Below are 19,560 nucleotides of genomic sequence, written 5' to 3'. Positions count from 1 at the left end.
TCCGTGGGGGGTGCCGGTGGGGGTGGGCGGTGGGCCGTGCGGGTGCTGAGGCGCCGAGGTGCGCGGTACGGGATGCAGGGGTCCGGGGCGGGCGGGCGGTGCGGGGGAGGGCGCGGGCGGCGGGCGCCGGGGGCGGTTCAGCCCGAGGTGTCGAAGACCTCGTCCCGGGTGGCGGCCAGCGCGCTCTCCAGCGCGCCGTACAGGACGGGCCGCTCCCGCACCTCGCCGGGGACCAGCCGGGGCCGGGAGGGGGCCAGTTCGGCGAGTTCGGCCTCCAGCAGCGCGCGCAGCGGTTCGCCGCCCGCGCTGATCGCCGCCCCGGACAGGACCACGATCTCCGGGTCCAGCACGGCGACGACCGAGGCGAGACCGGTGGCCAGTGCGGTGGCGTACGACCGGAGGAACTCCAGGTGCGCCCCCTCGGGGGCGGCGGCGGCCCGTGCGAGCAGGGCGACCGCGGCGGCGACCTCCGGCCCGTGCGGTGCCCCGGGCGCCGCGGGGTCGCCGGGGGCGGTCGCGGGTGCCACGCCCAGTTCCGCGGCGAGCCGGGGCAGGCCCTCGACGCCTGCCAGCTCCTGGTACCCGCCGGAGTTGGCCCGGGTGACCTGCCGGACCAGGGGTCTGCCCGGCACGGGCAGGAAGCCCACCTCGCCGGCGCCGCCGGTCCAGCCGCGGTGCAGCCGGCCGCCCAGGACCAGTGCGGCGCCGAGGCCCTCCTCGTTCCACAGCAGGACGAAGTCCTCGTGGCCGCGGGCGGCGCCGAGCCGCTGTTCGGCAATGGCGGCGAGGTTGACGTCGTTCTCGTACTCGACGGGCATCGGCAGGGCCGCCGCCAGCTCCTCCATGAGGGTGGGGGAGTGCCAGCCGGGGAGGTGGCTGGCGTAGCGCAGGCGGCCGGTCTGGGGGTCGAAGGCGCCCGGCGTGCCGATGACCGCCCGGCGCAGGTCGGTGCGGTGCAGTCCGGCGGCCCGGGCGGCCCCGTCGAGGGCCTCGGTCACCTGGGCGACGGCCTCCGCGCCCTCGGTGTAGGGGACCTCGTGGGTGGCGACCACCGTGCCGGTGAGGTCGGCCACGGCCGCCAGTACCCGCTCCGGGGTGACGTCGAGACCGGCGACGTGGGCGGCCCGCGGGTTGATCGCGTAGAGCTGGGCGCTGGGGCCGGGGCGTCCGCCGTCCGTGCCGGTGGCCACGACGAGCCCGACCGCTTCGAGGCGGGCGAGCAGTTGCGAGGCGGTGGGCTTGGACAGCCCGGTCAGGTGCCCGATGCGGGTCCGGGACAGCGGGCCGTGCGTCAGCAGGAGTTCGAGTGCGGCCCGGTCGTTCATGGCGCGCAACAGGCTGGGCGTTCCGGGCGTGGCGGCGGGCATCGAGCGGCTCTCCCTCACCGAGGTGATCTGTTAGGTAAGTTTCCTATCACCTGTTGAAGTGTGTCAATGCCGCTGCCCCGCAGACTGTGTCATCTCGCGGATGACCTGCGGGGCAGCGGGGCGAGCGGGGTTCGTGCGACTACTTGGTGATACGCGGGCCGGCCGGCGGCGGGATCGGGGCGGTGGCCAGGGACTGCGGGGAGGCCGGGTTCGAGAGGGCGGACGGCGCGGCGACCGAGGCCGACGGGTCCGCCGGCGCCTCCTCTTCCTCCTCGGGGGCCGGGGCGCCGCCGATGATCCGGATGCCCGCGGCGTCGAAGGCCTCCTTGATCCGCCAGCGGAGCTCCCGCTCCACCGCGAACTGCTGGCCGGGCATGGTCTTGGCGGACACCTTCACGGTCATCGAGGCGAGCAGCACCTCGTCCAGGCCCAGGACCTCAACCGGACCCCACAGGCGCTCGTCCCACGGGGACTCCTTGGCCATGGCGTCGGCGACCTCCTTGACCACCTCGCGGATCCGGGACAGGTTCTCCGAGGGCCTGACCTGGACGTCCACGCCCGCGGTCGCCCAGCCCTGGCTGAGGTTGCCGATCCGCTTGATCTCGCCGTTGCGCACGTACCAGATCTCGCCGTTGTCCCCGCGGAGCTTGGTCACGCGCAGTCCGACCTCGATGACCTCGCCCGAGGCCACACCCGCGTCGATCTTGTCGCCGACGCCGTACTGGTCCTCCATGATCATGAAGACGCCGGACAGGAAGTCCGTCACCAGGTTCCGGGCGCCGAAACCGATCGCCACACCGGCCACACCGGCACTCGCCAGCAGCGGGGCCAGATCGATCTTCAGGGCGGCCAGGACCATCAGCGCGGCCGTACCGAGGATCAGGAACGAGGCCACCGACCGGAGCACCGAGCCGATCGCCTCCGAACGCTGGCGCCGCCGCTCCGCATTGACCAGCAGTCCGCCCAGAGCGGTGCCCTCCACCGCCTCGGCGCTGGTGTTCATCCGGGTTATGAGCTTGGTCAGTGCCTTGCGGACCGCCGAGCGGATCACCGCCGCTATCACGACGATCAGCAGGATCCGCAGGCCGATGCTCAGCCAGGTGGCCCAGTTCTGCTCGATGAAGCTGGCGGCCTCGGTGACGCTCTCCTGCGCCTCCTTGACCGATGCGGGCGCGTCCGGAACGTCGGCTGCCAGCGGCAGCAGAGCGGCGGGCCAGGGCACGACGGGAACCTCCAGGTGTAGCGGTCTGCCCGCGGAACCGGGGGGACCCCCGGACGGATCCGGGGACATGCGGGACAGACCATCCACACTAACGGGGCAATCCCTTCACCTTGGTGCCGTGTTCGAGGGAGAGACCAGACTCACCTGGGGATGACTGACTGTGGTTGAAAACACCTCGGACCCGTTACGGGCGAGTGGTGGCGTTTCGACCAGCCGTAAGGAGAGACTGGAGAGCAGATCGTCCCGGCGCGAGCCACGCGCCGCCGGCGTACAAGGAGGCAGTCCGTGCCGCACGTCCTGGTCCTCAACGCGTCGTACGAGCCCCTCGGCGTCGTACCGCTCCGCCGCGCGCTCGTCCTCGTCCTGGAGAACAAAGCGGTCTCCCTCGAGGAATCCGGCGCCTATCTGCACAGCGCGACAAGGGTCGTCCCCGCGCCCAGCGTGGTACGGCTCAAGCGCTTCGTGCGGGTCCCCTACCGGGGGCCCGTTCCACTCACCCGGCGCGCACTGTTCGCGCGGGACGGCGGCCGCTGCATGTACTGCGGCGCCGTCGCCACCAGCGTCGACCACGTCATTCCGCGCAGCCGGGGCGGACAGCACGCCTGGGACAACGTCGTCGCCGCGTGCCGCCGGTGCAACCACGTCAAGGCCGACCGGCACCTGCTGGAACTCGGCTGGCGGCTGCGCCACCAGCCGGCGCCGCCGTCCGGGCTGGCGTGGCGGATCATCGGCACGGGGCACCGGGATCCGCGGTGGATGCCGTATCTCCAGCCGTACGGGGCGGAGGACGCGCTGGAGCGGATCGGGGTCGCCGCCGGGTAGCTCCCGCTGGGGCCGCCGGTTCCGAGTGGGGTTGCGCCCGTCGTGGACCTGCGGCCCGGCTGCACGGGGCTCCGCCCCGGACCCCGCGCCTCGCACGCCGACGAGGCGGGGCCGGGGCTACGGGGTGACCGCGTAGGCCTCCGCCGACCAGAGCGAGCAGCCGTAGCGCGTCGCGCGGGTCTCGCAGGTGATCCGAATGAAACGGGTGTCCGGGGCGTCCATCCGGAGCGACGCGCGGCCGCCCCGGAAGGCCTTCACGGCCGCCGCCGGGCGCCAGGTCACCCCGTCCGCGGAGGTCTCCACCCGGTAGGCCGACGGGTACGCGTCCTGCCAGTGCAGCTCCAGCCGACCCACCCGCGCCGGGGCGGGCAGTTCCGCCCGCCACCACGCGCCGTCCACCGCCGGCGACGACCAGCGGGTGGCCGTGGAGCCGTCGATGGCCGCCGAGGCCGGGAAGTCGGAGGTCTCGTTCGCCGAGGAGGCCGCCCGCGCGGTCCGCAGCAGATCGGGGCCACCGGTACGGGCCACCGCACGCACCGTCAGGGTGCGTGACTCCCCGTCGAAAGTCACCGGTACTTGGTAGGTGCCCGCCGGGGTGCCCGCGGCGACGCTGACCTCCAGCGGGATCGACACCTGGCCGCCCCGCGGGGCCACCGCGACCTGCGGGAGACGGACCTCGATGCCCGCCGGCGGCCGCGCCGACAGCGGTCCGCGGACCTCGCCCGGACCCAGCGCGGACAGCGTCGCCGAGACCCGCTGCGCGGCGCCGCCGATCTCGGCGTCGGCCGCGGCCCCGTCCGCCAGCTCGAAGCGGGCCCGCGGGCCGTCCCCGAACCACGGCACCACCTGGTGCACCACGGGCGCGGACCCGGTCCCGGCCCAGGACAGGCGCACCGCGTCCGCGCTCAGCCCCGCCGTGTCCACCTGGGTCCAGCCCGAGGCCGCGGCGTCGGCGATCTTGCGCCAGCCCTCACCGGGTACGTGCGCCTCCACCACGGCGCCCCGCGCCCCGGCGGGGAGCGGGTCGGTCATCACGGTCACCGCCGACAGCGGGCGCGGGGCGTCCAGCCGTACGGTCCAGGCCTCGGCCTCCTTCGTCACCGTGCCGGTCTTGCGGGCGACACCGGTCCAGGCGTCGGCCTCGGCCACCGCCTTCGTCAGGAAGGGGTCCAGGACGGCCTTGTCCACCCGGGCCGATCCCGGCTGCGCCAGCGTCGCCCGGACCTCGGCCAGGGCCCGGGAGGCCTTCCACGCGGCCGTCCCGTCCCCGCGGGCCTGCGCCTGGAGGACGTCCACCGCCAGTTCGCCCGCCGTCCCGTAGCGCGCCAGGCGCTCCAGCCAGGGACCCGCCTCGCCCGACAGGACCGGCACCCGGTCCTTGGCCTCGCGCAGGACCGTGAACGCCTTGCGCAGCTCGGCCCCGGCCGCCGGATCGCCCGCGGCGCGGGCCTTCCAGAACTGCTCGACCAGCGGCTTCAGATACGCCGACTCCTCCTGCTTGAGCCCGGACGACGCGGTGTTCCCGGCGAGCGCCGCCACCGCCTGGCGGGTGCGCGGGTCGGCGCCCGTCAGGTCCCGCACCGCCGCCGCCCACGACTCGCCGGGCCGGTAGCCGCGCGGATTCCACGCGAAGTCCGCCGCCGTGAAGAGCGGGATCCGCGACAGGGTGCCCTGCGGCATCGCGTTGGCCAGCAGCGCCGCCGAACCGCCCGCGACCGCCGGCTCGCGGCCCGCGTACGGGCCGAGGAAGATCCGGCCCGGATCCCAGTCGTTCACCGGGTAGTTGTCCATGGTGATCAGCGGGTGCCCCAGGGCGGCGCGCGCGCCGGCCAGTTCCTTGCCCGTGATCGTGCGCGGCACCACGCCCACGCCCGTCCAGGCCACCTCCACCCGCGGGTCCAGCGCACCCGACAGGGCCGTCCGGTAGGTGGTGGCGCCTTCCTGGTAGTACTCCGTCGGCAGCAGCGACAGCGCGGGCGCTCCCGGGTAGCGGGCGGCCAGGTGTGCCGCCAGTCCGCCCGCGACCTCCGCGTGCGCCTTCGCGGCCGCCGCCGGGCCCTTCCCGTACCGTTCCCGGTCGGCCTTGCAGCCCCACTCGGTGTAGCTGACGTCCTGGAACTGCACCTGGAAGGCGCGGAAGCCGAGGTCCCACATCGCGTCCAGCTTGCGCGCGAGCGCCGCCCGGTCGGCCTCCGAGGACAGGCACATCGACTGCCCCGGGGTCACCGCCCAGGCCAGGACGACCTGGTTGGCGCGGGCCCGTTCGGCCAGCGCGCGGAATTCCGCCTGCTGCTCCTGCGGGTAGTCCTGGCGCCAGCCCGTCGTGCGGTACGGGTCGTCGCCGGGGGCTATGAGCAGCCGGTTCTGCTTGGTGCGGCCCATGAAGTCCAGCTGGGCGAGGCGCTGCGCCTGGGTCCAGGGCTGTCCGTAGAAGCCCTCGGTTATCCCGCGCACCGGCGCGGCCGGCCAGTCCCGCACCAGTACGCCGGGCATCTTCCCGCCGCCCGCCGCGAGGAGCTGGCGCAGGGTCTGAGCCGCGTGGAAGAGCCCTTCCGGGCCCATGCCGGCCAGTGCGATCGTGTCCCGCCCGGCGTGGCGGCCCGCGGCCAGCCGGTAGCCGCCGGCGGGCAGGTCCGACGGCGCGGCCGCGCCCAGCGCCCGCAGTGCCTGCTCCGCGTCCGCGTCCTGGAGCCGTACGACGGTGCCCCGTGCGGGCAGCGGAGCGCCGGGGGCGAGTTCGTGGACGGTCCGTACGCCCGCCGCGCGCAGGGCGTCCCGCACCACCTTGACGGCGTACGGGTCGGCGTCGGCCGCCACGGCCAGCACGGCCTCGGTGCCCAGCGGCAGCTCGCGCGCCGGATCGGCGGTCATCGACTGCGGACGGGGCCACACGGCGGGCCCCTCGGAGGCCGCCCGGGGGGTGTCGGCTCCCGGGTCGAGGACCGGCCCGGCCGCGGCGGTCACGGGGGTCGCTCCGGGGCCCGCTCCGGGCGCCGGTCTGTCCGGTGTGGTGGGCGCCGCGAAGGTCCCGGGTGGCGCGGAGGACACGGCGCCGCCCAGCAGCGTGCCGATCACCGCCACGGCGGCGGCGGTGTTCCGCCCCTTGCCCCTGAGCCGCACAGAGCCTCCTTGTCCCGAGACGTCCCCCACTCGTACGAATGAGCCTGAGCCCACCATCCGTGCGGCGGGAGTGTCAATGCGAGTGGGTGATCTGCCCCGGATGCGGCAGGAATGCGGTGCCTCCGAGTGGGTATGGACGCGGTGTTCCCCGGCGGCGTCCCACCCTCGCGAACCACCCTTGTGCCCCCATCATCTGACTCATCCTCATGCCCTGATGCCCGCACGCACGAAGGAGCGCCCGCAGATGGACGACCTGGCCCGGCTCGCAGCCCAGTACGGAGTCGCCACCGACTACCGGCCCGCCGCGGACGTCACCGTCCCGGTACCGGAGGCCACCGTCAAGGCGGTCCTCGGACTGCTGGGGGCGGTCACCGACGACGCGGCGAGCATCCGGGTGTTCGCGGAGTCCGCCGCACAGGAGGCGGCCGGGCGGCTGCTGCCGCCCACGGTGGTGCTCTGGCAGGGAGAACGGGTGGCTCCGGAGCCCGCCGGGCTGCCCCCGGGCACCCGCGTCCGGGTGGTGGCGGAGGAGACGGGGGAGGTGCTCGCGTGGGGCCCCGGTCTGCCGCTGGGCGTCCACCGGCTCGCCGCCGAAGCGCCTGACGGGCGCAGCGCCGAGGCCACCCTCGTCGTGGCCCCGGAGCGGGCCCCGGCCGCGCCCGAGCGGGCCCACGGGCTGCTCGTCCAGCTCTACTCCCTGCTCTCCGAGCGCTCCTGGGGCATGGGCGACCTCGGCGACCTCGCGGAGCTCGCCCGCTGGGCGGGCCGTACCCACGGCGCCGGGTTCATCCAGGTCAACCCGCTGCACGCGGCCGTGCCCGGGGCCCCGACCGACCCCTCCCCGTACCGGCCGTCCTCGCGGCGCTTCCCGGACCCCGTCCACCTGCGGATCGAGGACGTCCCCGAATACGCCGACTGCCCCGACCGCCGGGCCCTCGACGAGCTCGCCGCCCGCGGCGGGGAACTGCGCCGCCAGGTCCTGGAGAAGGGCGCGCTGATCGACCGGGACGCCGTGTGGGAGCTCAAGCGGTCCGCCCTGGAGCTGCTGTACGCCGTCCCGCGCACCCCCGAGCGCGAAGCCGCCTACCGGGCGTTCTGCGCGGAACAGGGGGCTCCACTGGACGTGCACGCCACCTGGTGCGCTGGGCACGCGGGGGAGGCCGACCCGAAGGAGCGGGCCGACTTCCACCGCTGGCTGGTCTGGCTGACGGACGGCCAGCTCGCCGCCGCCCAGCGGGCCGCCCGGGAGGCCGGTATGACGGTCGGCATCGTCCACGACCTCGCGGTCGGGGTGCACCCGCAGGGTTCCGACGTCTTCGGCTCGTCCTGCTACGCCCGGCACATCTCGGTCGGGGCCCCGCCGGACGCCTTCAACGCCCGCGGCCAGGACTGGGGGCTGCCGCCGTGGCGCCCGGACGTACTGGCCGCCACCGGCTACGCCCCCTTCCGGTCCCTGCTGCGGGGGGTGTTCCGCTACGCGGGCGCCCTGCGGATCGACCACGTGATGGGCCTGTTCCGGCTCTGGTGGATCCCGGAGGGGACCCCGCCCGCGGAGGGTGCGTACGTCAGCTACGACGGCGAGGCCATGCTGGCGATCCTGGTCCTGGAGGCCCACCGGGCGGGCGCCCCGGTCATCGGCGAGGACCTCGGGACGGTGGAGCCGCGGGTCCGTCAGGAGCTGGCCCGGCGCGGGGTGCTCGGCACCTCGGTGCTCTGGTTCGAGCGGGACTGGGACGGCGGCGGGGAGCCGCTTGCCGCGCAGGCCTGGCGGGCCGACTGCCTGGCCACCGTCACCACGCACGACCTGCCGCCCACGGCCGCCAAGCTCGCCGGGGGCCACGTGGAACTGCGCGACCGGCTCGGCCTGCTGACCCGTCCGGCCGAGCTGGAGCGCGCCGAGGACGCCGCCGACACCGCCGAGTGGCTGGAGCTGCTGGAAGGGCTGGGGCTGGACACCAAGGGCGAGGAGGCCGCCGTGCGGGCCCTGTACGCCTTCCTGCTGCGCACCCCCGCGCGGCTGGTCGGCGTATGGCTGCCGGACGCGGTGGGGGACCGGCGGCCGCAGAACCTGCCGGGTACCTGGGACCAGTACCCCAATTGGCGGCTGCCGGTCGCCGATGCCGCCGGGCGGCCGCTGACCCTGGAGGAGCTGGTGTCCTCGCCCCGGGCGAACGCCCTGCTGAGCGCGGTGGGGGAGGGCGTGCGGCCTCGTACGGCACCCCCGGGCGCGCGCCCCGTTTAGGTGTTCGCTACGTTTGCACCGTGGACAAGAAGAACGCTCTGCGCGCCGGCGCCGTCACGGCCGGAACCGCGCTGATGATGCTGCTGATGACGTCTCCCGCCCTCGCGCTCACCCGCGACGACGGTGACGACCCGGGTCCGGGCCTGAGCGTCGGTGAGACGGTCGGCCTGTACGTGGCCCTGCCCCTCGCCATCTTCCTGGGCATCATCGGTCTCGTGATGGTCCTCGACAAGTCGGACAAGCAGAAGAAGGCCTGAGCCGGTCCGGCCCCACGGGGCCGGGACCAGCAGACCTTTCCGGGCGCCGGGGGTCCGCACCGCCGATTCGATTCGGCCGTGCGACGACCCCCGGCGTCTTGTCGTACCCTCAGACGCCGGCCAGGAGCCGGCGGAGCAGGCCGGTGAGCACGGCGACCTCGTCGTCGGTCAGCCCGGTGAGCGCGGCGCGCTGCACCTCCAGGCCGGCGGTGACGGCCTCGTCGATCAGTGCCAGGCCGCGCTCGGTGATCGTCACCTGAAGTCCCCGCCGGTCGTGCGGATCGGGCTTGCGGCAGAGCAGCCCGGCCTTCTCCAGCTTGTCCAGACGCCCGGTCATACCACCCGTGGTGAGCATGAGGGTGGCCGAGAGCTGCCGGGGCGAGAGCGTGTACGGGTCGCCCGACCGGCGCAGTGTGGCCACGACGTCGAACTCGCCGCGCGAGATGCCGAAGCGCGAGTAGCACTGCTCCATCGCGTCACCCATGGCCTTGGCGATCCGGTAGATGCGTCCGAAGACGGCCATGGGAGCCGTTTCCAGGTCGGGGCGCACGGCGAACCACTGGGCCGTGATCGCGTCCACTGCGTCCTTGTCGTCACTCATGCGTGCAGTATCCGGCTTCCCCGAGATCGTTCGCAAGAAAGTTGCTTGACGATAAGTAGCTTAGCGGTAAGCTACTTACCAGCAACCGAGTCCGGGGGAGGGGCCATGGCAGTGTTCATGAGGAAGACAGCCGCGTCAGGGGAAGCGAAGGTCGCGGGGGAGCGGTCGCTGCTCCTCGGAATCGGCATCAGCTCGGTCGGGATCGGTATGTACGTTCCCTTCTCGCTGGTCTTCTTCCACCACGTCACCGGCCTCTCCCTCACCGTCGTCGGCCTGGTCATGACGGTCACCGGGCTCGCCGGGCTGGCGTTCATGCCGCTGGCGGGCACGGCCGTCGACCGGTTCGGCGCCAAGCGGGTCAACCTGGTGCTCTACGGGATACGGGCGGTCGGCTTCGCCCTCTACCCCCTGGCGGGCTCCCTGGCCGCCTTCGCGGCCGTCTCCCTCGTCACCGCGCTCGCCGACCGCTCGTTCTCCGTCGTCCAGCAGTCCCTGATCGGCGAGGTGGCTCGGGGCGCCGCCCGCGACCGGCTGCAGGCCTCGACCCGGGCCCTGCAGAACGCCGGGATGGGCGCGGGAGCCCTGCTGGTCTCCGGGGTGCTCGCCCTGTGGGGCACCGGCGCATTCACCTGGACCGCCTGGGGCAACGCCCTGGCCTTCGCCCTGGCCGGACTGCTCGTCGGCCGGGTCCGTGCGGTCCGCGTGGTCCCGGCCGCCCCGTCGGCAGGCCCGGCCGGCGCCGCGTCGGCCCGGCCCGCCGGGTACCGGACGGTCCTGCGCGACCGCCCCTTCCTCGGGCTCACCGCCGCCAACTTCCTCACCGCGCTGGGCTACTCCGCCCTCTCCGTCCTCTTCCCCCTCTACCTCTCGACCTGGCTGACGGCCCCCGACTCCCTCACCGGAGCCGCCTTCACCGTCAACACCGTGCTGTGCGCCGGGATCGGCGTCCTGATCGCGGGCCGGGTCCGCCGCTCCGGCGCCCGCCGCACCCGCTCGGCCGCCCTCGGCGCCCTGCTCTTCGCCGCCGCCTTCGTCGGACAGATCGTGCTCGGCACCCTGCGGCCCGGCCAGGGCGTCACCCTGGTCGCCCTGCTGGCCATCGTCGTCGTCTACACCCTCGGCGAGCTCGTCCACAGCCCCTCCGGCGGTGCCCTGTCGGTCTCCGCCGCCCCCGAGGCCGTCCGCGGCCGCTACCTGGCCACCTACCAGCTGTCCTACTCGCTGGCCGGCGCGCTCGCCCCCTCCCTGTTCACCGCCCTGCTCGCCGTCGACGGCCGCCTGCCCTGGGCCGTCCTGGCCGTCGCCGCCCTCGGCGCCGCGCTGGCACTGCTCCGGCTGGAGCGGCACCTGCCCGCCGAGGCCGTGCACGCCGAGCCCCCGGTGGTCGCCCCGGCCGCCGCCGTCGCGCCGGCCCCCGTGACCGCCGCCGCCTGAGCCGGCCCCGCAGGTCCTCCCTCCGCCACTCCCGTCCGATCCAGGAGCCACCGTCATGAAGCGTTTGGCCACCGTCGCCCTGACCGCACTCGCCCCCATCTCCTGGGGCTCCACCTACGCCGTGGCCACCGAGCTGCTGCCGCCCGACCGGCCGCTGTTCACCGGGGTCATGCGGGCCCTGCCCGCCGGACTGCTGCTGACCGCCCTGGCCCGCACCCTGCCCAAGGGGCAGTGGTGGTGGAAGTCCGCCGTCCTCGGCATCCTCAACATCGGCGCCTTCTTCCCGCTGCTGTTCCTCTCCGCCTACCGGCTCCCCGGCGGAGTCGCGGCCGTACTGGGCGCCGCCGGCCCGCTGTTCGTCGTAGGGCTGGCCGCCCTCGTGCTCGGGGAGCGGGCGAGCCTGCGCACCGTGCTCGCCGCCGTCGTCGGGGCGTTCGGCGTGAGCATGGTCGTCCTGACCGCCGAGGCCCGGCTCGACGCGGTCGGCATCGTCGCCGGCGTCATCTCCTCCGCCTCCATGGGCGCCGGCACCGTGATGACCAAGCGCTGGGGCCGCCCCGAGGGAGTGGGCCCGCTGGCGATGACCGGCTGGCAGCTCACCGCGGGCGGGCTGTTCATCATTCCCGTCGCCGCCCTCGTCGAGGGTGCCCCGCCCGCGCTCGACGGCAAGGCCTTCCTCGGCTACGGCTACATGATGCTGATCAACACCGGGATCGCGTACTGGCTCTGGTTCCGCGGCATCGGAGCCCTCAGCGCCACCTCGGTCACCCTGCTCGGCCCGCTCTCCCCGCTGACCGCCGCCGTCATCGGCTGGGCCGCACTCGGTCAGGCGCTGACGCCCGTCCAGCTCGTCGGGATGGCGATCGCCTTCGGCGCCACCGTCGCCGGTCAGCTGGCAGCCGCCCGCAAGCCCCAATCGTTCAGTTCTACTGAAAAGAACGATCAGAACATTTCGATGGACCTGACGGATGAGGCGGTGCGACGGTAGTCCACACATCCCACCAGCCCACTTCGAGGAGCAGACCCACAGTGGCCGTCATGGACCGCGTCCGTACCGTCTCGCAGGCCGAGCCCGGCAGCACCGGAAAGAAGGGTGCCGCCGGGCTCGGCGTACTCCTCGCACTGCTCGCGACGGTCGTCTGGTCCGGCAGTTTCGTCGCGACCCGGGGCATGGCCGAGACCGTCCCGCCCGTCCAGGCGGTGTTCTGGCGCTGGATCATCGCCCTGCTCGCCGTCGCCCCCTTCGCCGCCCGCCAGGCCTGGCGGCAGCGGGCCCTGATCCGGCGCCACCTCGGCTTCGTCGCCCTCGCCTCGCTCTTCGGCGTCACCCTCTACAACACGCTCGTGCACCAGGCCGGACTGACCACCTCCGCCTCCAACATGGGCATGATCATGGCCGCCTCGCCCGTCATCATGGCGCTCTACGCCCGCCTCGGCGGCGAACGGCTCGGCAAACGCCGGACCTTCGGCATGCTGCTCGCCGCCCTCGGGGTGCTGCTGCTCGTCGGGGACGGCTCGATCGGCTTCGACTTCGGCGCCGGGGACCTGTGGATGTTCGCCGCCGCCCTCTCCTTCGCCACGTACAGCGCCCTGCTCAAGCGCAAGCCCGCCGAACTCGGCGGACCCGCCTTCCTGATCACCACCTTCGTGCTCGGCGCGCTGATGCTGGCACCCGCCTACGCCGTCTCCGTCTCCGTCCAGGGCGGCTTCGAGGCCACCACCGCGACGGTCGGACCGCTGCTGTACGTCGGGGTGTTCTCCTCGGCCGTCGCCTTCTTCGCCTGGAACAAGGCCGTCTCGATGATCGGCGCGGCCCGCGCGGGAGTCGTCTACTACCTCCAGCCGGTGTGCGTGGCCGGGCTCGGCCTCCTGCTGCTGGGCGAGCGGACCGGACCGGCGCAGCTGCTCTGCATGGCGCTCATCCTCGGAGGGGTCGGGCTGGGGAGCGCCCGGCGGTAGTTTCGGGCCCATGACCGAGTGGGACATCAAGAAGCTGCGGATCCTGCGGACCCTCGCCGAACAGGGGACCGTGACCAGGGCGGCCGAGGCGCTCCACATGACGCCCTCGGCCGTCTCGCAGCAACTGACGAACCTCGCCCGGCAACTGGGCGTGGTGCTGCTGGAGGCCGAGGGCCGCCGGGTGCGGCTCACGGACGCGGCGCACCTCGTCCTGCGGCACACGGAGGCGGTGTTCGCGCAGCTGGAGCGGGCCGACGCGGAACTGGCCGGATACCTCGCCGGGGACGTGGGGGAGGTACGGGTCGGCGCGTTCTCCACCGCCGTGCCCGCGCTGGTGGTCCCGGCCGTGGGGGAGCTGCGCAAGGCCCACCCGGGGGTGGAGGTCCGGGTCCGGGAGACCGAGGCCGCGGAATCGTACGAGCTGCTCTCGGCCGGTGGCGTGGACCTGGCGCTGTCCCTCGCCGCCCACGCGCCGACCGCCAGGGACCGGCGGTTCACCCGCGTCACGCTGATGGAGGACCCGCTGGACGTGGCGCTCCCGCCGGGCCACCCGCTGGCGGCCGCGCCCGACCTGCGGCTGGCGGACCTGTCCGGCGACCCGTGGATCTACGGGGGCAGCGGCCCGTGGTCGGAGATCGCCCGGGGCGCGTGCGAGGCGGCGGGCTTCGTCCCCGAACAGGCCCACTCGGCATCGGGCTGGACGGCCATCCTGGCCATGGTCGAGGCGGGCATGGGCGTGGCCCTGGTCCCGCGGATGGTGTCGAGCCGTGCCTCGGGCGTGGCCGTGCGGGTGCTCGCGCGGGACCGGCCGACGCGGCACGTGATCGCGGCGGTCCGCCGAGGCGCCGAGTCCGCGCCCGCGCTGTCCCATGTCCTGGCGGCGTTGCGCGAAGTGGCTTCGGCCCGGCGGTAGGGGTTGCCGGGCTCCGCCCGGACCCGGTCCTCAAACGCCGGACGGGCTGAAATTCAGCCCCGCCGGCGATTGAGGCGCGGGGTCCGGGGCGGAGCCCCGGCTACGGTGCGAGCCGTCAGGCCCGAGCGGCAGCGGCGTCCGCCGCCTGGGCCTTCAGGGCGCGCTCGACGCCCGCGCGGGACTCCGAGATCAGACGGCGCAGCGCCGCGTTCGGCTCGGCCGAGGCCAGCCACGCGTCCGTCGCGTCCAGCGTCCCCTGCGAGACCTGCAGCGCCGGGTAGAGGCCCACCGCGATCTGCTGGGCGATCTCGTGGCTGCGGGTCTCCCAGACCTCCTTGACCGCCGAGAAGAACTTCTCGGTGTACGGGGCCAGCAGCTCGCGCTGGTCGGACTGGACGAAGCCGCCGATCACCGCCTCCTGCACCGCGTTCGGCAGGTCGCCGGACTCCACCACCGAGGCCCACGCCTCGGCCTTGGCCTCCGCCGTCGGGCGCGCCGCCCGGGCGGTCGCCGCGTGGCGCTCGCCGGCCGCCGTGGCGTCCCGCTCCAGCTCCGCCGCGATGGCCGCCTCCCCGGCGACGCCCGTCGCGGCGAGCCGCTCCAGGAACGTCCAGCGCAGCTCGGTGTCGACGGCCAGGCCCTCGATCTCCGCCGCGCCGTCCAGCAGCGCCGACAGGTAGGTCAGCTGCCCCTCGGTGCGGGCGCTGGCCGCGAAGGCCCGCGCCCACGCCAGCTGGTGGTCGCCCGCCGGCTCGGCGCCGCGCAGGTGCTCCAGGGTGGCCTCGGTCCAGGCCGCCAGGCCCTCCTCGCGCCACGCCGGGTCGGCGTACAGGTCGATGGCCAGCTTCACCTGGCGGTGCAGCGACTGGACCACGCCGATGTCGGACTCCTTGGCGATGCCCGAGAGGACCAGCGCGAGGTAGTCGCGGGTGGCGAGCTCGCCGTCACGCGTCATGTCCCAGGCCGAGGCCCAGCACAGGGCGCGCGGCAGGGACTCGGTGAAGTCGCCGATGTGCGCCGTGACGGTGGCCAGGGACTCCTCGTCCAGGCGGACCTTGGCGTAGGAGAGGTCGTCGTCGTTCAGCAGGAAGACCGCCGGACGGGTGCGGCCGACCAGCTCCGGCACCGTGGTGAGCGCGCCGTCGATGTCCAGCTCGATCCGGTCGGTGCGCACGAGGGCGCCGTCCTGGAGCTCGTACAGGCCGACCGCGATGCGGTGCGGGCGCAGGGTCGACTCGCCCTTGGCGCCGGCGGGCAGCGCGGGCGCCTCCTGGCGGATGCCGAAGGCGGTGATCACACCGTTCTCGTCGGTGGTGACCTCCGGGCGCAGGATGTTGATGCCCGCCGTCTCCAGCCACGCCTTCGACCAGGCGGTCAGGTCGCGGCCCGAGGTCTCCTCCAGGGCGCCCAGCAGGTCGGACAGGCGCGTGTTCCCGAAGGCGTGCGCCTTGAAGTACGCCTGCACGCCCTTGAAGAAGGCGTCCGTGCCGACGTATGCCACGAGCTGCTTGAGCACCGAGGCGCCCTTGGCGTACGTGATGCCGTCGAAGTTGACCATGACGTCGTCGAGGTCACGGATGTCGGCCATGATCGGGTGCGTGGACGGCAGCTGGTCCTGCCGGTACGCCCAGGTCTTCATGGAGTTGGCGAAGGTGGTCCACGCGTGCGGCCACTTCGAGCCCTCGGCGTACGCCTGGCAGGCGATCGAGGTGTACGTCGCGAAGGACTCGTTCAGCCACAGGTCGTTCCACCACTCCATGGTGACCAGGTCGCCGAACCACATGTGCGCGAGCTCGTGGAGGATGGTCTCCGCGCGCACCTCGTACGCCGCGTCCGTCACCTTGGAGCGGAAGACGTACTGGTCGCGGATGGTCACCGCGCCCGCGTTCTCCATGGCGCCCGCGTTGAACTCCGGGACGAAGAGCTGGTCGTACTTGGCGAAGGGGTAGTCGTAGGCGAACTTCTCCTGGAACCAGTCGAAGCCCTGCCGGGTGACGTCGAAGATCGCGTCCGCGTCGAGGAACTCGGCGAGCGAGGGGCGGCAGTAGATGCCGAGCGGGACGGACTGGCCGTCCGGGCCCTCGTAGGAGCTGTGCACCGCGTGGTACGGGCCGACGATCAGCGCGGTGATGTACGAGGAGATGCGCGGGGTCGGCTCGAAGCGCCAGACGTTGTCCTTGACGTCCGCGGCCTCCGGGGTCGGAGAGTTCGAGATGACCGTCCAGCCCTCGGGAGCCGTCACGGTGAACTGGAACGTGGCCTTCAGGTCGGGCTGCTCGAAGCTGGCGAAGACCCGCCGCGCGTCCGGCACCTCGAACTGGGTGTAGAGGTAGGCCTGCTGGTCGACCGGGTCGACGAAGCGGTGGAGGCCCTCACCGGTGTTCGTGTACGCGCAGTCCGCGACGACGCGGAGCTCGTTGGCCCCGGCCGCCAGGTGGCGCAGGGCGATCCGGGAGTCGTGGAAGACCTCCGCGACGTCCAGGGACTTTCCGTTGAGGACGACCTCGTGCACCGCCGGAGCGACCAGGTCGATGAAGGTCTCGCTCCCGGCCTCGGCCGACTGGAAGCGCACGGTGGTCACGGACGGGTAGGTGCCGCCTTCCTGTGCGCCGCTGAGATCGAGTTCGATCTCGTAGGAGTCGACGGTCAGCAGCTTGGCCCGCTGCTGGGCCTCTTCACGGGTGAGATTCGTGCCGGGCACGCGTTCATCTCCTTCGATGGTGACGTTGCCCGGCCATCCTGCCATCCGGACAGCGCCACCGCCCCGGAGTAATCCACGGGCGAAAAAACGCGCGCGGGGGCGGCACCCTCACGGTGCCGCCCCCGCGTCGGACGAGCGGGGATCAGCCGCGCAGCTCCTCGGCCACGAGCTCGGCGATCTGCACCGCGTTCAGGGCCGCGCCCTTGCGCAGGTTGTCGTTGGAGAGGAACAGTGCGAGGCCGTTGTCCACCGTCTCGTCGGAGCGGATGCGGCCCACGTACGAGGCGTCCTTGCCCGCGGCCTGCAGGGGGGTCGGGATCTCCGAGAGCTCGACGCCCGGGGCGTCCTTGAGCAGCTCGTAGGCGCGCTCGACGCTGATGGGGTTCGCGAAGCGGGCGTTGACCTGCAGGGAGTGGCCGGCGAAGACCGGCACGCGCACGCAGGTGCCGGAGACCTTGAGCTCCGGGATCTCCAGGATCTTGCGGGACTCGTTGCGGAGCTTCTGCTCCTCGTCGGTCTCGAAGGAGCCGTCGTCGACCAGGTTGCCCGCGAGCGGGACCACGTTGTAGGCGATCGGGCGCTTGTAGACGGCGGGCTCGGGGAAGTCCACCGCGCCGCCGTCGAAGGTCAGCTGGTCGGCGGTCTCGGAGACCGCGCAGGCCTGGCCCTTGAGCTCGGCCACACCGGCCAGGCCCGAGCCGGAGACGGCCTGGTAGGTGGTGGCGACCAGAGCGGTCAGACCGGCCTCCGCGTGCAGCGGGCGCAGCACCGGCATCGCGGCCATGGTGGTGCAGTTCGGGTTCGCGATGATGCCCTTGGGGCGGCTCTTGATCGCGTGCGGGTTGACCTCGGAGACCACGAGGGGGACCTCAGGGTGGCCGCGCCAGGCGGAGGAGTTGTCGATCACGACGGCGCCCTGCGAGGCGACCTTCTCGGCCAGGGCCTTGGAGGTGGCGCCGCCCGCGGAGAAGAGCACGATGTCCAGGCCCGCGTAGTCGGCCGTGGAGGCGTCCTCGATGGTGATCTCCCGGCCCTCCCACTCGATCGTCGAGCCCGCGGACCGGGCCGAGGCGAACAGGCGCAGCTCGTCCACCGGGAACTTCCGCTCGGCGAGGATGCTGCGCATGACTCCGCCGACCTGACCGGTGGCTCCGACGATTCCGACCCTCACGGTGACTCCTTTTGGTACGTACGACGCGGGCGCGCGTGGGGCCATCATGCGTTCGACCCCACGAGCCTTGTCCAATCCATTGTCCGAGGTACGGACGGTGTCCTGGATGTGAACCCTCGTGGCGAGTTCGTGGCGGGCGTGTTGCGAGGCCCCCGAACACCCGTTTTGCCTGGTCGGAGCCGGTTAGCGTCCGGTCTGTCATGACCGTTATCCGGACATGGCCGACCGCAGAACGAACCACCGACTCGGGGAGATCCACCGTGCGCGCCATCCGCCACCGCCGCCGGTCCATACCGGCCCTCGCCGCCCTCGCGGCCGCCGCCGTCGCCGCACCCGTCCTGCTGACCGCCGCGCCGGCGGCCGCCCACCCGCGCGAGGGCCGGCTGGCCGGGGAGCTGGTGCGGGAGGTCACCGCCAAGGGCGCCCACCGCCACCTGAAGAAGTTCCAGCAGATCGCCGACGCCAACGGCGGCAACCGCGCCGCCGGTACGCCGGGCCACGCGGCCTCCGCCGCCTACGTGTACGACACGCTGAAGAAGGCCGGGTACCAGGTCTCGTACCAGGACTTCGACATCTTCGAGGCGCGCACAAAGACGGAGCGGACCACCGTCCTCGGCCAGGCCCCCCGCGAGCTGGCCACCGCCGCCTTCACCTTCACCAAGTCCACCCCGGCCGGCGGCCTGGCCGCGCCGCTCGCCCTGGCCCGGGTCGACGAGACCCCCGGCTGCACGGCCGACGACTACCCGGCCGGTGCCTTCGCCGGGAAGATCGCCCTGGTCAAGCGGGGTGCGTGCACCTTCGTGGAGAAGCAGCGGGCCGCCGCCGAGGCCGGCGCGCTCGGCGTCATCGTCTACAACCACAGCGGAACCACCCCGGTGCGCGGCGGGTTCTCCTCGCCCGCCGAGGGGATCATCCCGAGCGCCGGAATCACGCTGGCCGACGGCGAGGCGCTGACCGCGGCCGCCGCTAAGGGCGAGGTGAGCGTGCGCCTGGAGCTGGACCAGGAGCACGTGAAGAAGACCACCCGCAACGTGATCGCCGAGACCCGCGGCGGCCGCTCGGACCGTGTGGTGACCGTGGGCGCCCACCTGGACTCGGTACCCGAGGGGCCGGGCATCAACGACAACGGCTCCGGTTCGGCCGGACTGCTGGAGGTGGCCCTGAAGCTCGCGGACGAGGGCGCCAACAAGAAGGGCAAGGGGCCCGCCAACAAGGTGCGCTTCGGCTGGTGGTCGGCCGAGGAGCTCGGCCTGCTCGGCTCGGAGCACTACGTCGCGCAGCTGTCCGAGAAGCAGAAGAAGGACATAGCGCTGTACCTGAACTTCGACATGATCGCCTCGCCGAACCCGGTGCAGTTCGTCTACGACGGCGACGACTCGGACAAGACGGGCGCGGGCGCCGGTCCGGCCGGCTCGGCGCAGATCGAGGCGCTGATCAACGGCTTCCTCGACGGGAAGGGCAAGCCGCACGAGGGCAGCGACTTCGACGGCCGCTCCGACTACGGCCCGTTCATCGCGAACGGCATCCCGGCGGGCGGCACCTTCACCGGCGCCGAGGGCATCAAGACCGCCGAGCAGGCGAAGCGCTACGGCGGCACGGCCGGGGCCCCGTACGACCCGAACTACCACGGGGCCGGGGACGACCTGAAGAACCTGGACCTGGGGGTCTTCGACACCAACCTGGACGTGATCGCCCACGCGGTCGGCACCTACGCCGAGTCGCTGCGGTCGCTCGGCAAGTAGAGCGGTACG

At 73.4% G+C, this 19,560-nt stretch carries 14 protein-coding genes; 8 read left to right on the top strand and 6 right to left on the bottom strand.

Going from position 1 to position 19,560, the window contains the following annotated elements:
- Nucleotides 1-137: 137 nt before the first annotated feature.
- A complete protein-coding gene (locus ACXNSR_RS13980) occupies nt 138-1,367 on the bottom strand; it encodes an ROK family transcriptional regulator (protein ID WP_458642363.1) in 1,230 nt (409 codons plus the stop codon).
- 139 nt (nt 1,368-1,506) lie between these two features.
- Nucleotides 1,507-2,589 (bottom strand): mechanosensitive ion channel family protein, encoded by a 1,083-nt coding sequence (locus tag ACXNSR_RS13975; protein ID WP_458642362.1) that lies wholly within the window; start codon nt 2,587-2,589, stop codon nt 1,507-1,509.
- A 285-nt stretch (nt 2,590-2,874) separates the two neighbouring features.
- On the opposite strand from ACXNSR_RS13975, the gene ACXNSR_RS13970 reads away from it, so the two are divergent.
- Complete coding sequence (locus ACXNSR_RS13970; RefSeq protein ID WP_030011969.1) at nt 2,875-3,411, top strand: HNH endonuclease; 537 nt, start codon at nt 2,875-2,877, stop codon at nt 3,409-3,411.
- Nucleotides 3,412-3,528: 117 nt separating this feature from the next.
- Here the strand turns inward: ACXNSR_RS13970 and ACXNSR_RS13965 are convergent, their stop codons facing one another.
- Nucleotides 3,529-6,531, bottom strand: coding sequence for a beta-N-acetylglucosaminidase domain-containing protein (locus tag ACXNSR_RS13965; RefSeq protein ID WP_458642361.1), 3,003 nt, complete (start codon nt 6,529-6,531; stop codon nt 3,529-3,531).
- Nucleotides 6,532-6,745: 214 nt separating this feature from the next.
- Here ACXNSR_RS13965 and ACXNSR_RS13960 point away from each other — a divergent pair, with 214 nt between their 5' ends.
- Together ACXNSR_RS13960 and ACXNSR_RS13955 are read left to right on the top strand one after the other, a co-directional pair.
- Nucleotides 6,746-8,773 carry a 4-alpha-glucanotransferase gene (locus ACXNSR_RS13960; RefSeq protein ID WP_458642360.1) on the top strand — a complete coding sequence of 676 codons (2,028 nt, stop codon included), beginning with the start codon at nt 6,746-6,748 and terminating at the stop codon, nt 8,771-8,773.
- 20 nt (nt 8,774-8,793) lie between these two features.
- Nucleotides 8,794-9,030, top strand: coding sequence for a hypothetical protein (locus ACXNSR_RS13955; protein WP_458642359.1), 237 nt, complete (start codon nt 8,794-8,796; stop codon nt 9,028-9,030).
- A 109-nt stretch (nt 9,031-9,139) separates the two neighbouring features.
- On the opposite strand, the gene ACXNSR_RS13950 is transcribed toward ACXNSR_RS13955, so the two are convergent.
- Nucleotides 9,140-9,631 (bottom strand): MarR family winged helix-turn-helix transcriptional regulator, encoded by a 492-nt coding sequence (locus ACXNSR_RS13950; protein WP_458642358.1) that lies wholly within the window; start codon nt 9,629-9,631, stop codon nt 9,140-9,142.
- A 105-nt stretch (nt 9,632-9,736) separates the two neighbouring features.
- Here ACXNSR_RS13950 and ACXNSR_RS13945 point away from each other — a divergent pair, with 105 nt between their 5' ends.
- From ACXNSR_RS13945 to ACXNSR_RS13930, 4 genes are read left to right on the top strand one after another with little or no spacing between them, the layout of a single operon-like run.
- Nucleotides 9,737-11,065 (top strand): MFS transporter, encoded by a 1,329-nt coding sequence (locus ACXNSR_RS13945; RefSeq protein ID WP_458642357.1) that lies wholly within the window; start codon nt 9,737-9,739, stop codon nt 11,063-11,065.
- Between the two features lie 55 nt (nt 11,066-11,120).
- Entirely contained in the window at nt 11,121-12,053 is a 933-nt protein-coding gene (locus tag ACXNSR_RS13940; RefSeq protein ID WP_458642356.1) for an EamA family transporter, read from the top strand.
- Between the two features lie 41 nt (nt 12,054-12,094).
- The gene (locus ACXNSR_RS13935) at nt 12,095-13,024 is read left to right on the top strand and encodes a DMT family transporter (protein ID WP_458642355.1); all 930 of its coding nucleotides are present in this window, start codon (nt 12,095-12,097) and stop codon (nt 13,022-13,024) included.
- Between the two features lie 10 nt (nt 13,025-13,034).
- The gene (locus tag ACXNSR_RS13930; RefSeq protein ID WP_458642354.1) at nt 13,035-13,937 is read left to right on the top strand and encodes a LysR family transcriptional regulator; all 903 of its coding nucleotides are present in this window, start codon (nt 13,035-13,037) and stop codon (nt 13,935-13,937) included.
- Between the two features lie 115 nt (nt 13,938-14,052).
- Here the strand turns inward: ACXNSR_RS13930 and pepN are convergent, their stop codons facing one another.
- Nucleotides 14,053-16,638 carry an aminopeptidase N gene (pepN, locus tag ACXNSR_RS13925; protein ID WP_458642353.1) on the bottom strand — a complete coding sequence of 862 codons (2,586 nt, stop codon included), beginning with the start codon at nt 16,636-16,638 and terminating at the stop codon, nt 14,053-14,055.
- A gap of 142 nt (nt 16,639-16,780) precedes the next feature.
- Nucleotides 16,781-17,809: an aspartate-semialdehyde dehydrogenase gene (locus tag ACXNSR_RS13920; RefSeq protein ID WP_458642352.1), complete on the bottom strand. Its 1,029-nt coding sequence runs from the start codon at nt 17,807-17,809 to the stop codon at nt 16,781-16,783.
- Nucleotides 17,810-18,069: 260 nt separating this feature from the next.
- Between ACXNSR_RS13920 and ACXNSR_RS13915 the strand changes: the two genes are divergently transcribed.
- Nucleotides 18,070-19,551, top strand: a complete 1,482-nt coding sequence (locus ACXNSR_RS13915; RefSeq protein ID WP_458642351.1) for a M28 family metallopeptidase — start codon at nt 18,070-18,072, stop codon at nt 19,549-19,551.
- The last annotated feature ends 9 nt before the right edge of the window (nt 19,552-19,560 follow it).

This window comes from Streptomyces sp. NC-S4 (assembly GCF_054353315.1).
The sequence above is the reverse complement of the archived record's forward strand: the minus strand, read 5'-3'. Positions and strand labels throughout refer to the sequence as shown.

Coding starts and splice junctions, on each gene's coding strand:
- ACXNSR_RS13980 (WP_458642363.1), bottom strand. CDS start 1,367: ATGCCCGCCGCCACGCCCGGAACGCCCAGCCTGTTGCGCGCCATGAAC.
- ACXNSR_RS13960 (WP_458642360.1), top strand. CDS start 6,746: ATGCCCGCACGCACGAAGGAGCGCCCGCAGATGGACGACCTGGCCCGG.
- ACXNSR_RS13950 (WP_458642358.1), bottom strand. CDS start 9,631: ATGAGTGACGACAAGGACGCAGTGGACGCGATCACGGCCCAGTGGTTC.
- ACXNSR_RS13945 (WP_458642357.1), top strand. CDS start 9,737: ATGGCAGTGTTCATGAGGAAGACAGCCGCGTCAGGGGAAGCGAAGGTC.
- ACXNSR_RS13940 (WP_458642356.1), top strand. CDS start 11,121: ATGAAGCGTTTGGCCACCGTCGCCCTGACCGCACTCGCCCCCATCTCC.
- ACXNSR_RS13930 (WP_458642354.1), top strand. CDS start 13,035: ATGACCGAGTGGGACATCAAGAAGCTGCGGATCCTGCGGACCCTCGCC.